At 40.9% G+C, this 14,256-nt stretch carries 12 protein-coding genes; 11 read left to right on the top strand and 1 reads right to left on the bottom strand.

The genetic code is table 11. From position 1 onward, the window contains the following. Positions 1 to 100 precede the first annotated feature (100 nt). From RG608_RS05625 to RG608_RS05610, 4 genes are all read left to right on the top strand, one after another. Positions 101 to 4,297, top strand: a complete 4,197-nt coding sequence (locus RG608_RS05625) for an NACHT domain-containing NTPase (protein WP_268687894.1) — start codon at positions 101 to 103, stop codon at positions 4,295 to 4,297. Between the two features lie 91 nt (positions 4,298 to 4,388). Then, complete coding sequence (gene polA, locus RG608_RS05620; protein WP_268687895.1) at positions 4,389 to 7,031, top strand: DNA polymerase I; 2,643 nt, start codon at positions 4,389 to 4,391, stop codon at positions 7,029 to 7,031. A gap of 160 nt (positions 7,032 to 7,191) precedes the next feature. Next, entirely contained in the window at positions 7,192 to 7,629 is a 438-nt protein-coding gene (locus tag RG608_RS05615; protein WP_032906296.1) for a CoA-binding protein, read from the top strand. Position 7,630: 1 nt separating this feature from the next. Then, a complete protein-coding gene (locus RG608_RS05610) occupies positions 7,631 to 8,143 on the top strand; it encodes a kinase (protein WP_002905778.1) in 513 nt (170 codons plus the stop codon). A gap of 32 nt (positions 8,144 to 8,175) precedes the next feature. On the opposite strand, the gene RG608_RS05605 is transcribed toward RG608_RS05610, so the two are convergent. Next, a complete protein-coding gene (locus RG608_RS05605) occupies positions 8,176 to 9,036 on the bottom strand; it encodes a DUF975 family protein (RefSeq protein ID WP_268687896.1) in 861 nt (286 codons plus the stop codon). A 152-nt stretch (positions 9,037 to 9,188) separates the two neighbouring features. On the opposite strand from RG608_RS05605, the gene tgt reads away from it, so the two are divergent. From tgt to rplB, 7 genes are all read left to right on the top strand, one after another. After that, entirely contained in the window at positions 9,189 to 10,331 is a 1,143-nt protein-coding gene (gene tgt, locus RG608_RS05600) for a tRNA guanosine(34) transglycosylase Tgt (protein ID WP_002899664.1), read from the top strand. Between the two features lie 25 nt (positions 10,332 to 10,356). Beyond that, complete coding sequence (locus tag RG608_RS05595) at positions 10,357 to 10,995, top strand: uridine kinase (protein WP_002899665.1); 639 nt, start codon at positions 10,357 to 10,359, stop codon at positions 10,993 to 10,995. 373 nt (positions 10,996 to 11,368) lie between these two features. Further along, positions 11,369 to 11,677, top strand: a complete 309-nt coding sequence (gene rpsJ, locus RG608_RS05590) for a 30S ribosomal protein S10 (protein WP_002894478.1) — start codon at positions 11,369 to 11,371, stop codon at positions 11,675 to 11,677. An 83-nt stretch (positions 11,678 to 11,760) separates the two neighbouring features. Further along, positions 11,761 to 12,387 (top strand): 50S ribosomal protein L3, encoded by a 627-nt coding sequence (gene rplC, locus RG608_RS05585; RefSeq protein WP_002894479.1) that lies wholly within the window; start codon positions 11,761 to 11,763, stop codon positions 12,385 to 12,387. A 24-nt stretch (positions 12,388 to 12,411) separates the two neighbouring features. Continuing rightward, positions 12,412 to 13,035: a 50S ribosomal protein L4 gene (gene rplD / locus RG608_RS05580; RefSeq protein ID WP_268687897.1), complete on the top strand. Its 624-nt coding sequence runs from the start codon at positions 12,412 to 12,414 to the stop codon at positions 13,033 to 13,035. After that, complete coding sequence (locus tag RG608_RS05575) at positions 13,035 to 13,331, top strand: 50S ribosomal protein L23 (RefSeq protein ID WP_002894481.1); 297 nt, start codon at positions 13,035 to 13,037, stop codon at positions 13,329 to 13,331. Before rplD ends, RG608_RS05575 begins: the two co-directional genes overlap by 1 nt. Positions 13,332 to 13,348: 17 nt before the next feature. Then, complete coding sequence (rplB, locus tag RG608_RS05570) at positions 13,349 to 14,182, top strand: 50S ribosomal protein L2 (RefSeq protein ID WP_002894482.1); 834 nt, start codon at positions 13,349 to 13,351, stop codon at positions 14,180 to 14,182. Positions 14,183 to 14,256 lie beyond the last annotated feature (74 nt).

Here is a 14,256-nt window from a genome sequence, read left to right as displayed (position 1 = left end):
TGATTTTTTAGGTTTTATTTATGCATTTTATGGGAATTTGATATTTTTTATATTATAATTACGACATAACGATCATAACAAGGAGAAGTTATTATTAGTAATGAAAAAGAAAACATCTTGGAGCAATTTTGAATCTATACATAGTGATATAACAGATACTTTTGAACAATTATGTAGAATATTATTTAAAAGGCAATTTTTAGATAATACTTCCGTCTTAACTTCAAGTCCAAATCATCCAGGTGTTGAAGTTTCACCTATTTTTAGTCCTAAAGTAGAAAAAACAATTGCCTTCCAGTCAAAATATTTTTCAGGTAGAGTAGATTATTCTCAAATTGAAAAATCAGTAAACAAAACTATCAAAAAATATGCTGGTCAACTTGACGTCTTCTATCTATACTGTAATAAGGATTTAACATTAACAAGTCAAAGTTATAAAAGAATTGAATCAACTTTGAAGAGAGTAGATATTGAACTGAGAGTTATTAGTAATAATGAAATACTAACTCAGGTTGCGCAGTATACAGATTTACAATCCTTCTTTTTTGAGAATCACATCATAACGAGGGATTGGTTTGTAACCTATAATCAATTATCATTTGATTCATTAGGTATGAGGTATAATTCAGAGTTTAATGTTGAAACAAGAACAGACGAAATGATTCAACTTTTTATAAGAAATCAAAAAGCTATTGATAAAATTAATAGTAAAAAAATAGAACTCATCAAAGAGCTAGATACGCTCTATAGCTTAAGAGAAAGTGAGATAATTGCTAAAATTAAGAAATTTATTGACAGTTTAGAAGATGTAACGGTTGATGATATAGAGAATTATTTAAAGTGGAATGATAAAATTAATCGTAGTTTAGAGTCCGAACTTGAAGAATTGAGTATTAATAAGGAAAAGCTAGAAAATAAAATAGAGTCAACGAGTGATATATCTTCAGAGAATCGGAATAGAATATTCAATCAAGTACGTGATATAGATAGATTGACAAGGTATCTACACTGGATTGGCAGTTCAAACAAAGAGGAGGCTCTCATCAGTAATAAAATTCTTGTTGTCACTGGTGAAGCAGGTATGGGTAAAACTCAATTACTCGCAAATTCTGTAAAGGAAACAATGAGTGAGGATGGGTATGCACTTCTTTTGTTAGGCCATCACTATTTATCTAGTAGTGATATTTCTAAACAAATTATGGAGAAATTTGAATTTGATTATGGATTCCGTGAATTCTTAGATATGTTGGATATTCTGGGGGAGATTGAGAATCAGCACATATATATTTTTATTGATGCAATTAATGAGACTCCAAATCGAAGTGTGTGGAAGAATGGATTGTCAACGATTATTTCAGAAATATGCAGGCGAAAACATATTAAACTTGTACTGTCTGTGAGAACAGGGTATGAAAAACTTGTTTTTGAAGAAAAAATGATAGAACGACTAAAAAGTAGGGAGCTTTTAAGAATTACTCATCATGGTTTTCGAGATGATTCTGTAGTAGCAATTAAAGAGTTTCTAAATTTTCACAATATTCCATTTTCGCCATCTGAGTTATTAAACTATGAGATGACGAATCCGTTGTTTTTAACTTTATTCTGTAAAACATATAATGGAGAGGAATTAAATCTTTTTCAAATGTTTGAGCGTTTTATTACTCTAATTGATGAAGAAATTCAGAAAGCTTTAGGTATTCCGGATTCGGGTAAAATATTAAAAAAATTATTATTAGAAATTGCCGAATGTCAACTTAGTAATAGTAATAATTATCTTATCGAGGAAGATCTATTTCAAATGAACTTTTGGTCATATTACGGCATTCAAAGTAAACCATACTTCCTTTCCTTTCTGCTTAAGTCAGGTCTAATGATTGGCAATGTACGTCAAGATAAAGAAGTGTATTCCTTTGGGTATAATCTATTAGAGGATTATCTTAAAGCTCAAAAGATTATGGAGTTTTCGTTTAAAAAGGAAGAATTAGAGTCTTATCTTGAAAAAGAGTTATTGAAAATCGAAAATGGAGAGATTCAAAATAACAATAACATAGATACTTTTCTCTTTGTATCTTGTTTCTATTTTAAAAAATATGATGAAGACTGTATAAAATTGATTGAAAAGATTTCTAACGAATATGATTGTTATGATTTAGCAAATAGATATTTAAAGAGTTTTTCTTGGCGACCAGTAGATACAGTAAGTAGAGAGCTCTTTAGAAATATTGCAAATAAATACCCTACAAATTATCAAGATGTTTTCAATGTTTTAATCGAAAATGCTATTAAAGAAAACAGCCCTATAAATTCAGAGTTCTTACATGAAATTCTTTTTCCAAAGAAGTTAAATAAACGTGACAGTTTTTGGTTGCCATTTATTAATAATTTAACAAATGAAGATGAGAGAGTTTTTCAATTGATTTACCTGTTTGATGAAGGCAATAATATTGATTCTCTTTCGAAAGAGAAAATTAAGTTACTTTTGGTATTATTCACATGGATGCTAGCTTCTTCCAATAGAAGATTACGTGATATAACCTCAAAAGCAATGATTGAAATTTTAAAGAATAATTTCGAGTTTAGTGAATATCTATTACAAAAATTTGAAACAGTTAATGATCCTTACATTATTCAAAGATTATATGGAATTGTTTTTGGTGCCTGTACTAAAAAAGAAACCCCTTATGAAAATGAGTTTCAATCCTTAGCAGAGTTTATCTATTCAAGCATATTTGATAAAGAATTCAACTATCCAGATATTTTACTGAGGGATTATGCGAGATTGGTTATTGAAAGATTTTTAATTGAATTTCCTAGAAATAGTGCCAAAATAGACCGTTTAAATATAATTCCTCCGTATGATTCTAAGCCGATTCCTATTGTCACTCCTAGTACCTATAGTAGCTCGGATAGTAAAAGAGGAGGCTTTGACAGAATAGATACTTCTATGAGACCAGAAGGTGTCGGTATGTACGGTGATTTTGGAAGATATACTTTCCAATCAGCACTAAATCGGTTCAAGAACGTTGACATTGAGAATCTATATCATTATGCAATGCAATATATTCGAGATGAGTTGGGATATTCAGATGAATTGTTTACTGAATATGACATTTCATGTGGACACCCTCTTGATAGAGGAAGAAATCACACTATTGAGAGAATTGGAAAGAAATACCAATGGATTGCATTTTATAATATTCTAGCAAGGGTTTCAGACTTTCATAAGTTAAAGGGTTGGGGCAACTCATCTGATGAAGAATATAAAGGTGCTTGGGAACCTTATGTTAGAGATTTTGATCCTACTTTAAATTGTCATTTCATGCTGCCTTTAGAATCACTTCCGAAATTCAATATTGAATATAATGAAAACTTTATTGAAGATACAGGAGTTAATAATCAACAAATTAATGAGTGGATTTTACACAAAACAAGTTTGTTTGATATGCCTTTAACTTATAAAGATAATGATGGGATAGAATGGGTATTGCTTTATCAGCATAAAGAAATTAAAAACCAAAAAGATGAAGCTTCTGACTCATTTTCATGGTTTTGTGAAGGTCATCAGAGAATGTGGAGAATTGTTAAAGCATATTTTGTAAAAAACAGTGAATTTGACTCTTTAAAATCTAATTTTGAAGACAGGGAGATGTTCAAAAAAGGAATACAAGCTGAAGTACCATCTCTATATCAGGTATATAACAGAGAGTTCCCGTGGTCACCAGGTGTGAAAGAATTTGTAGAAGATTTTTGGTTCAACTATAATGTGGAAACTGATGAGGAAGAAATTAAACGTCAAAAAGTTTTTGATTTCATTCAGTCTGGCGAAGAGATTGAACTTGTCGAAAAAGAAGAGTATGTTACTGTAAAAGTAAAAAAGACTCTTGCAAAACTTTTACCTGCCCATATTCATTTTTGCTGGGAAGAAGAATATGATGCTTCTAAAAAAGAAACTATTTCATTCGATATTCCTTGCCCAGAATTGCTTGACAAGTTACATTTAGTTCAGAAGAAGTATGATGGATATTTTTTTAGTCAAGATGGAGACTTAGTAGCTTTTGATGGTGAACTAACAAATTCTATAAATGGATTAATTATCAGAAAAGATTATCTTGATAAATTTTTACAAGAAAATGATTTAAGTATATTTTGGAATTTTGTTGGAGAAAAACAATACTTTACAGAATCTCCACGAGAACAATATTACAGTCGCTGGAAGGGCTTTTTCTGGATGGTTAATTCTGAAATTCAATCAGATATTGATTTAGATGAGCAGAAACTAGGGAGTACTGATTTTTAACTTAATTGAAACTTGATTTAATTTTATTTTATATGAAGGATGCGAAATTTATGGCTTTTGGGTGTTGCTTGATGTGTGTTATAATAAACCTATGGAAAAAAAGAATAAGCTATTATTAATCGACGGTTCGTCCGTTGCTTTTCGCGCTTTTTTTGCGCTTTATAATCAAATCGACCGTTTCAAGAGTCCATCTGGTCTGCATACCAATGCTATTTATGGCTTCCACCTCATGCTCAATCATCTCTTGGAGCGCGTGCAGCCGACTCATGTCCTAGTAGCTTTTGATGCTGGTAAGACGACCTTCCGGACCGAGATGTACGCTGACTATAAGGCAGGTCGGGCCAAGACACCAGATGAATTTCGTGAGCAACTGCCCTTTATCCGAGAAATGCTGAAGCACCTAGGCATTCACTACTACGACTTGGCTCAGTACGAGGCGGATGACATCATCGGGACCTTGGATAAGATGGCTGAAAAGACGGCTGTGCCTTACGATGTGACCATTATCAGCGGCGATAAAGATTTGATTCAGCTGACAGATGATAATACCGTGGTGGAAATTTCCAAGAAAGGCGTAGCCGAATTTGAGGAGTTTACCCCAGCCTACCTCATGGAAAAGATGGGTATCACGCCAGAGCAGTTTATTGACCTCAAGGCGCTGATGGGCGATCAGTCGGACAATATCCCTGGCGTGACCAAGATTGGTGAGAAGACTGGCCTCAAGCTCCTCTTGGAGTATGGCTCTTTGGAAAATCTCTATGAAAATATCGACCAGCTCAAGGCTTCCAAGATGAAGGAAAATCTGATCAATGACAAGGACAAGGCCTTCTTATCTAAAACCCTAGCCACCATCAATACTCAGGCTCCGATTGAAATCGGGCTGGATGATTTGGTTTATAAGGGTCCGCAGGTAGAGAATCTAAGCAAGTTCTATGACGAGATGGGCTTCAAGCAGCTCAAGGCTCAGCTAGGAACGGCTCAGGATCCCGTAGAAGTCAAACCAATTGAATTTACCAAAGTGACTGAGGTGGCAGCAGATATGCTGGCACCAGAGCAATTTTTCTATTTTGAAATCTTGGGTGACAACTACCACAAGGAAGAGATTGTTGGTCTTGCCTGGGGCGATAGCCGTCAGATTTATGTCGGCACCAGCAATCTACTGCAGCAGCCTCTCTTTCAGGAGTTTTTAACAAAAACAGCTCTGAAAACCTACGACCTCAAGCGGACCAAGGTATTGCTCAGTCATTATGGTATCGAACTGCCAGCAGCATCCTTTGATGCGCGTCTAGCCAAGTATCTGCTTTCGACGGTTGAGGACAATGAGCTGGCGACTATTGCTCGCCTCTACGGCCAAACAATTCTGCCGACTGATGATGAGGTGTATGGCAAGGGAGCCAAGCGCGCTTTGCCGGAGCAAGAGCAGCTCTTTGAGCATCTGGCTCGTAAGGTCCAAGTACTGCTGGAAACAGAAGAGTCTATGCTGGAACAGCTCCGCGCACACGATCAGCTGGATTTGTTACTTGAAATGGAGCAGCCGTTGGCCTTTGTCCTAGCCAAGATGGAGATTGCGGGAATCAAGGTTGAGCAGGAAACCCTGCAGGGCATGCAGGCGGAAAATGAAAAGACGCTGGGAAGTCTGACCCAAGAGATTTATGATCTGGCTGGTCAGGAGTTCAATATCAACTCACCGAAACAGCTGGGAACCATTCTCTTTGAGGATATGGGGTTGCCGCTGGAGTACACCAAAAAGACCAAGACAGGCTACTCGACAGCGGTGGATGTGCTGGAGCGCCTAGCTCCCATTGCACCGATTGTGTCTAAGATTCTGGAATACCGTCAAATCAGCAAGCTCCAGTCCACTTATATCATCGGACTGCAGGAGGCCATTGCATCTGACGGTAAGATTCACACTCGCTATGTTCAGGATTTGACTCAGACGGGCCGCCTCTCCTCGGTTGACCCCAACTTGCAGAATATCCCTGTTCGTTTGGAGCAGGGTCGCCTCATTCGCAAGGCCTTTGTGCCAGAGTGGGCGGACAGCGTACTACTCAGCTCGGATTATTCCCAGATTGAGCTGCGGGTGCTGGCTCACATTTCGCAGGACGAGCATCTGATTGCTGCCTTTCAGCATGGAGAAGACATTCACACGGCTACCGCCATGCGGGTCTTTGGTATTGAAAAGGCAGAGGATGTGACGCCAAATGACCGCCGCAATGCCAAGGCCGTTAACTTCGGTGTAGTTTATGGCATTTCCGACTTCGGCCTAGCCAATAACCTCGGTATTTCCCGCAAGGCTGCCAAAGATTATATTCAGACCTATTTTGAGCGTTTCCCTGGTATCAAGAATTATATGGAAACCATCGTCCGCGAAGCGCGTGATAAGGGCTATGTAGAGACTATTTACCATCGCCGTCGCTCCTTGCCGGACATCAATTCCCGCAACTTTAACATCCGAAATTTTGCGGAGCGCACAGCTATTAACAGCCCAATCCAAGGATCGGCCGCAGACATTCTCAAAGTCGCTATGATTAATCTGGACGGAGCTCTAGCAGAGAAGAATTTCAAGGCTCGCATGCTCTTGCAGGTGCACGATGAAATCGTGCTGGAAGTGCCAAATGACGAGCTAACAGCAGTCCGCCAGCTAGTCAAAGAAACTATGGAAGCTGCGATTGAGCTGGCCGTTCCACTAGTGGCTGATGAAAATGCCGGCCAAACTTGGTACGAGGCAAAGTAAGATATCAAGGGCGTAAAACACAAAGTGAAAATAGAAAGCTGACATAGCATTCGATGAATGCAAGGAAGCTTATCTTTTTCACATGGTGTTTAGCTCGGATTCAGTTAAGAAGCAAATACTGCAAAACTATCTAGCTTTATTATGAATGAGGAGGAATCCTATGACTTATCATTTTCAAAATCCCAGTGATGCCATTGTCAAGCATTATCTGGGAAACAGCAAGGTGATTGCTGTTGTTGGCTTGTCTGACCGCGAAGAAACGACCAGCAACCGTGTGTCCAAGGAGATGCAGGAGCGGGGCTATCGCATTATCCCAGTCAATCCTCGTGCAGCGGGCGGTCAGATTTTTGGCGAGACTGTTTATGCCAGTCTCAAAGACATTCCTTTCCCAGTGGATATTGTCGATGTATATCGCCGCAGTGAGTTTTTGCCGGATGTGGCACTGGATTTTCTGCAGACGGATGCCAAGATCTTCTGGGCTCAGTTGGGCTTGGAGAATGAGGAAGCTGAGCAGATTTTGCGGGCAGCTGGTCGGGATGACATTGTCATGGACCGCTGCATTAAACGCGAGCACACTCGCTTGATTCTGGGCGAATAAGATGGCTAAGTTAGTCATCATTCGTGGCAACTCGGGCTCTGGCAAGTCTAGCCTAGCCAGGAAACTGCAGACTCACTATGGCCAAGGGACTCTCCTGATAGCGCAGGATACGGTTAGACGGGATATGCTCAAGGAAAAAGTTGAGCTGGGAAATTTGTCTATTGACCTGACGGAAACATTGGCACGATTCGGTTACGAACATGATTTGTTGGTTCTGGTAGAAGGATTTTATGAGACAGACATTTACGGACAGATGCTAGAGCGGTTGAAAAAACTCTTCGCTCCGCAGGTCTTTGCTTACTACTATGACCTATCCTTTGAAGAAACAGTCCGCCGCCATCAGACCAGAGTTAAACAAGAAGAATTTACTCCAGCCGACATGAAGCGCTGGTGGAATGACCGAGACTTCTTAGGCTGGGAAGAGGAATCCTTCTTCACAGATGAGGATTCACTAGAGGCAGCCTATGATAAAATCTGCTCTGCCCTTGAAAGAACAGACTATAATAGTAAATAAAAAAACAACTCACAAGCTTAGGACAAGGAGTTCTATGCCTGTGGGTTGTTTTCGTTTAGAATAGCTTTTTCTTTTTTCAACTCTTCGTAGAAGAGAATGTAAGCAATCGCAGTATAAGGGAGAACCATAATATTGAGTATACCATAAGTCATTTTGGCCAATAAATTCCAGCCGATGAAGCTCAGGTCCAGCAGAAATAGCTTTCCTTTATAGCCCTTCATTAGTTTCCGACTTTGACGGATAGCAGAGAAAGCTCCCTGGTAGGTATCAGTTTCAAGCTGGTCGTAGAGGATGAGCTCTGCTTGAGAATATGCGTAGTACTGAGGAACGGTGATGCCTAGACCAACCAATATCAAGAGGCTTCCCAGTAACATACCAGGGGTGTATTGAAGAATCTGCTGTCCTGCCTCGCTTTGAGCTGTCACCACTGTATGGGCAGGAATTTTTTCCGAAATGTTGAGAATCTTATAAGCATTGAAGACGGACAGAAGACTCCCGCAAAATATAGGAAGATTCCAAAGGAAAAGCAATAGCTGCTTGAGCAAAACCGTCTTGAAGACAGGTGTGAAAGTCTTGCTCGAAAAAAGCTGGCCAATATCTGAAAAACCAACGTCATCCTTTTTCTTACGAAGGACCTTCATCATGGTATAGCTGGCAGAAAGCAGTAGCAAGGTCAAGATAAACTGGATGGTCGTCGGAAAAAGATTTTTACTAATGAGAAGATAGATGGACTGGCTAAAAGTTAGGCTGGGAATGGAATCTCTTAGATTGTCATTGAGGGAAAGTAAGATGCTGAGGATGCTGACAAGGGTTGGAGCCGCAAACAAAAGAAAAATCCCCCTCGTTTGACTGCGGACGGTACGAGCCTGAGCTCTGATGTTACTTAGATTCATAATTCCTCCAATTGGATTTGTCTGTTACATTATATCATACCCCGTGACAGATAGAAGTTTTTTTGGTAAAATCATACGGTATCTTGTGAGCCTTTGCTGCTCATTATATAGAAGAAAAATCGCTGGGACTGTTTTTCCCAGCAGGAGGAAACATGTCAACATCACCGATTCAGTATCGTTTGATAAAAAAAGAAAAGCATACAGGTGCTCGTTTGGGGGAAATTATCACGCCTCACGGGACTTTTCCGACGCCTATGTTTATGCCGGTTGGGACCCAGGCGACGGTCAAGACCCAGTCACCAGAAGAGCTCAAGCAAATGGGTTCAGGGATTATCTTGTCCAATACTTATCACCTTTGGCTGCGGCCAGGCGATGAGCTGATTGCCCGTGCAGGTGGCCTGCATAAGTTCATGAACTGGGACCAGCCTATTCTGACGGATAGTGGTGGCTTTCAAGTATACTCGCTGGCTGACAGTCGCAACATCACAGAAGAAGGAGTAACCTTTAAGAACCACCTCAATGGTTCCAAGATGTTCCTATCGCCAGAAAAGGCCATCTCCATCCAGAACAATCTAGGCAGTGACATTATGATGTCCTTTGACGAATGTCCGCAGTTCTATCAGCCCTATGACTATGTCAAGAAGTCCATTGAGCGGACTAGCCGTTGGGCAGAGCGTGGACTCAAGGCCCACAGCCGTCCACACGACCAAGGTCTCTTTGGGATTGTTCAGGGTGCTGGCTTTGAAGATTTGCGTCGTCAGTCTGCTCAAGACTTGGTCAGCATGGATTTTCCGGGCTACTCAATTGGAGGACTGGCAGTTGGTGAATCTCACGAAGAGATGAATGCAGTGCTGGACTTCACAACTCCCCTACTGCCTGAAAACAAGCCTCGCTACCTCATGGGAGTTGGGGCGCCAGATAGCTTGATTGATGGGGTTATCCGTGGCGTTGATATGTTTGACTGCGTCCTGCCGACTCGGATTGCCCGAAACGGTACCTGTATGACCAGCGAAGGACGTCTGGTTGTTAAAAACGCTCGGTTTGAGGAAGATTTCACGCCGCTTGACCACAACTGTGACTGCTACACATGTACCAACTACACGCGGGCCTATATCCGCCACTTGCTCAAAGCGGACGAGACCTTCGGCATCCGCCTGACCAGCTATCATAATCTCTACTTCTTGGTAAACCTTATGAAGAAGGTGCGCCAAGCTATCATGGATGACAACCTGCTGGAATTCCGCGAAGACTTTATTGAGCGCTACGGCTACAATAAATCCAGCCGAAATTTCTAAGAATCTCCATTTGAAAGGAGAAGCCATGTCTGATGAAGAGAAATTGCTGAAAAGATTGACAGCGTATCTGTCAGGCGACCAAAACCATACCCTGCGTATTTACGGTCACGGTGCTTCGGGGAAGTCAACTTTTGCTCGAAAACTCCAGCTAGCCTTGGGTGAGGACCGAGCCAATCTGCTGGAAACAGATCCTTATGTAATTACTGGGGAGTATCGAGATTTGCTCAGTTCCAAAGATTTTCCTCATCAAAAAGTCACAGCCTGTCTCCCAGCTGTTCATGAACTCGGGAGTCTGGAGCGAGATATCTGCGCCTTGCAGTCTGGTCTGGATATTCTGACCATTGGCACAGCTTGGTCGTCTAGCTTGCGTTTATCAGCTCGAAAGCCGATTTTAATAGTAGAAGGTATGTCGGCTGCCTTTTTGCCTGAAAGTTTGTTTGATTTGTCGCTTTGCTTTTACACGGACGATCAGACTGAGTTAGAACGACGCTTGGCACGGGATGTGGCTGTGCGAGAGCGCAGGCCAGAGTGGATAGAGCAGACGCATCTGGCTCGACGAGAGCAATATAGGCACTTTTATCAACCCTATCTAGCAGCTGCAGACCTTGTCATCTGCCAGTCGGGCAATAGCTTTCGCATTGAAAAGAACAGTCCCTTGTTATAAAACAAAGTAGCCAAGGGTAAATTTTCATTTTTTATCTCACTGATGTGCGTCAGTGAGATTTTGTATTTTCTGAATACAAAATCGAATAAATAGTTGAAAAAGTCTAAATTTTCTTCTAGATAATGACTTACAAGACTTATAAATTGTTTAGAAAACACTTTCATAAAAAATTATCCTAAAAATCTTTAAAAAATTACTCAAATCCCTTGCAATGACTGGTTCTTTGTGTTAAGATACTATGGTGCTGTAAAAATACAGTGTGTTGCTTTGATGCAAGAGGTTGCGACACGCTCGGTTGCATTGCCACGCAATCACCTGTCGGTTTTCTTGTGGAGCTAGCCTATTATCTTAAATAGACGAAAAGGAGAAAAAGATGGCAAACAAAAAAATCCGCATCCGTTTGAAAGCTTACGAACATCGTACACTTGATACAGCGGCTGCAAAAATCGTAGAAACTGCTACTCGTACTGGTGCTGAAGTTGCGGGTCCAATCCCACTTCCAACTGAGCGTAGCCTCTACACAATCATTCGTGCGACTCACAAATACAAAGACTCTCGCGAACAATTTGAAATGCGTACTCACAAACGCTTGATTGACATCATCAACCCAACTCAAAAAACAGTTGACGCTTTGATGAAATTAGATCTTCCAAGTGGTGTGAACGTAGAGATTAAACTTTAATCTAAAGTTTGATCTAAACCAGAGCATAAAAAACGCTCGTTAAAAACTTTTTGAAAAAATTATAGAAAAGGAAACATTTTCTCATGACAAAAGGAATCTTAGGGAAAAAAGTGGGAATGACTCAAATCTTCACTGAAGCTGGCGAATTAATCCCTGTAACTGTTGTTGAAGCAGCTCCAAACGTTGTTCTTCAAGTTAAAACAGTTGAAACAGATGGTTACAACGCAGTTCAAGTTGGTTTTGATGACCTTCGTGACGTATTGAGCAACAAACCTGCCAAAGGCCATGTAGCGAAAGCTAACACAGCTCCTAAGCGCTTCATTCGTGAATTCAAAAACATTGAAGGCTTGGAAGTAGGAGCAGAAATCACTGTCGATACATTCGAAGCTGGTGATGTTGTTGATGTAACAGGAACTTCAAAAGGTAAAGGTTTCCAAGGTGTTATCAAACGCCACGGCCAATCTCGTGGTCCAATGGCTCACGGTTCACGTTACCATCGTCGTCCTGGTTCAATGGGACCAGTTGCGCCAAACCGCGTGTTCAAAAACAAACGCTTGGCAGGACGTATGGGTGGTAACCGTGTAACGATTCAAAACCTTGAAATCGTACAGGTTGTTCCAGAGAAGAACGTTATCCTGATTAAAGGTAACGTACCAGGTGCTAAGAAATCTCTTATCACTATCAAGTCAGCAGTTAAAGCTGGTAAATAATAAAGAAAGGGGAAATCAGTCACAATGGCAAACGTAAAATTATTTGACCAAACTGGTAAAGAAGCTGGTGAAGTAGTTCTAAACGATGCGGTCTTTGGTATTGAGCCAAATGAATCAGTTGTCTTTGATGTTATCATCAGCCAACGCGCTAGCCTTCGTCAAGGAACTCACGCTGTTAAAAACCGTTCTGCAGTATCAGGCGGCGGACGCAAACCATGGCGTCAAAAAGGAACTGGACGTGCTCGTCAAGGTTCTATCCGCTCTCCACAATGGCGTGGTGGTGGTATCGTATTCGGTCCAACTCCTCGTTCATATGCTTACAAACTTCCACGTAAAGTTCGTAGATTAGCATTGAAATCAGTTTACTCTGAAAAAGTTGCTGAAAACAAATTCGTAGCTGTAGACAGCCTTTCATTTACAGCTCCAAAAACTGCTGAGTTTGCAAAAGTGCTTGCTGCACTGAGCGTTGATACAAAAGTTCTTGTTATCCTTGAAGAAGGAAATGAATTCGCTGCACTTTCAGCTCGCAACCTTCCAAACGTGAAAGTTGCAACTGCAACAACTGCAAGCGTTCTGGACATCGTAAACAGCGATAAACTTCTGGTTACTCAGGCAGCTATCTCTAAAATTGAGGAGGTTCTTGCATAATGAATTTGTACGACGTAATCAAAAAACCTGTTATCACTGAAGGGTCAATGGCTCAGTACGAAGCAGGCAAATACGTATTTGAAGTGGACACTCGCGCTCACAAGCTCTTGATCAAGCAAGCTGTTGAAGCTGCTTTTGAAGGAGTTAAGGTTGCTAACGTTAACACTATCAATGTAAAACCAAAAGCAAAACGCGTTGGACGCTACACTGGTTTTACAAACAAAACTAAAAAAGCTATCGTAACACTGACAGCTGATTCTAAAGCAATCGAGTTGTTCGGTGCAGAAGAAGAATAATCTAAGGAGGAAATATCGTGGGAATTCGTGTTTATAAACCAACAACAAACGGTCGCCGTAATATGACTTCTTTGGATTTCGCTGAAATCACTACCAGCACTCCAGAAAAATCTTTGCTTGTTTCTTTGAAGAGCAAGGCTGGTCGTAATAACAACGGTCGCATCACTGTTCGTCACCAAGGTGGCGGCCACAAGCGTCACTACCGTTTGATTGACTTCAAGCGTAACAAAGACGCTGTTGAAGCAGTTGTAAAAACAATTGAGTATGATCCAAATCGTTCAGCAAACATCGCTTTGGTTCACTACACTGACGGTGTGAAAGCTTATATCATCGCTCCTAAAGGTCTTGAAGTTGGTCAACGTATCGTTTCAGGTCCTGAAGCAGATATCAAAGTCGGAAACGCTCTTCCGCTTGCAAACATCCCAGTTGGTACTTTGGTGCACAACATTGAGTTGAAGCCAGGCCGCGGCGGAGAATTGGTTCGTGCTGCTGGAGCTTCTGCTCAAGTATTGGGTCAAGAAGGTAAGTACACTCTTGTTCGTCTTCAATCAGGCGAAGTTCGTATGATTCTTGGTACTTGCCGCGCTACAGTTGGTGTTGTCGGAAACGAACAACATGGACTTGTAAACCTTGGTAAAGCAGGACGTAGCCGTTGGAAAGGTATCCGCCCAACAGTTCGTGGTTCTGTAATGAACCCTAACGATCACCCACACGGTGGTGGTGAAGGTAAAGCACCAGTTGGTCGTAAAGCACCATCTACTCCATGGGGCAAACCTGCCCTTGGACTTAAAACTCGTAACAAAAAAGCGAAATCTGACAAACTTATCGTTCGTCGTCGCAACGAGAAATAATTTAAAACAATCTATCCGCCAGCTCGGTAGCGCTGCTTAGTCAGCGCAGGCCGCTGTGGTACTTATTTAAAGGA

This window comes from Streptococcus sp. IsoGale022 (genome assembly GCF_031142805.1).
In the GTDB taxonomy this organism is placed as follows: domain Bacteria; phylum Bacillota; class Bacilli; order Lactobacillales; family Streptococcaceae; genus Streptococcus; species Streptococcus sanguinis_A.
Note: the sequence above shows the minus strand (reverse complement) of the source record. Positions and strands in the feature narration are given on the sequence as shown.

Excerpts from the sequence above, each read along its gene's own strand:
- RG608_RS05625 (WP_268687894.1), top strand. The coding sequence starts at position 101 with ATGAAAAAGAAAACATCTTGGAGCAATTTTGAATCTATACATAGTGAT.
- polA (WP_268687895.1), top strand. The coding sequence starts at position 4,389 with ATGGAAAAAAAGAATAAGCTATTATTAATCGACGGTTCGTCCGTTGCT.
- RG608_RS05615 (WP_032906296.1), top strand. The coding sequence starts at position 7,192 with ATGACTTATCATTTTCAAAATCCCAGTGATGCCATTGTCAAGCATTAT.
- RG608_RS05610 (WP_002905778.1), top strand. The coding sequence starts at position 7,631 with ATGGCTAAGTTAGTCATCATTCGTGGCAACTCGGGCTCTGGCAAGTCT.
- RG608_RS05605 (WP_268687896.1), bottom strand. The coding sequence starts at position 9,036 with ATGAATCTAAGTAACATCAGAGCTCAGGCTCGTACCGTCCGCAGTCAA.
- tgt (WP_002899664.1), top strand. The coding sequence starts at position 9,189 with ATGTCAACATCACCGATTCAGTATCGTTTGATAAAAAAAGAAAAGCAT.
- RG608_RS05595 (WP_002899665.1), top strand. The coding sequence starts at position 10,357 with ATGTCTGATGAAGAGAAATTGCTGAAAAGATTGACAGCGTATCTGTCA.
- rpsJ (WP_002894478.1), top strand. The coding sequence starts at position 11,369 with ATGGCAAACAAAAAAATCCGCATCCGTTTGAAAGCTTACGAACATCGT.
- rplC (WP_002894479.1), top strand. The coding sequence starts at position 11,761 with ATGACAAAAGGAATCTTAGGGAAAAAAGTGGGAATGACTCAAATCTTC.
- rplD (WP_268687897.1), top strand. The coding sequence starts at position 12,412 with ATGGCAAACGTAAAATTATTTGACCAAACTGGTAAAGAAGCTGGTGAA.
- RG608_RS05575 (WP_002894481.1), top strand. The coding sequence starts at position 13,035 with ATGAATTTGTACGACGTAATCAAAAAACCTGTTATCACTGAAGGGTCA.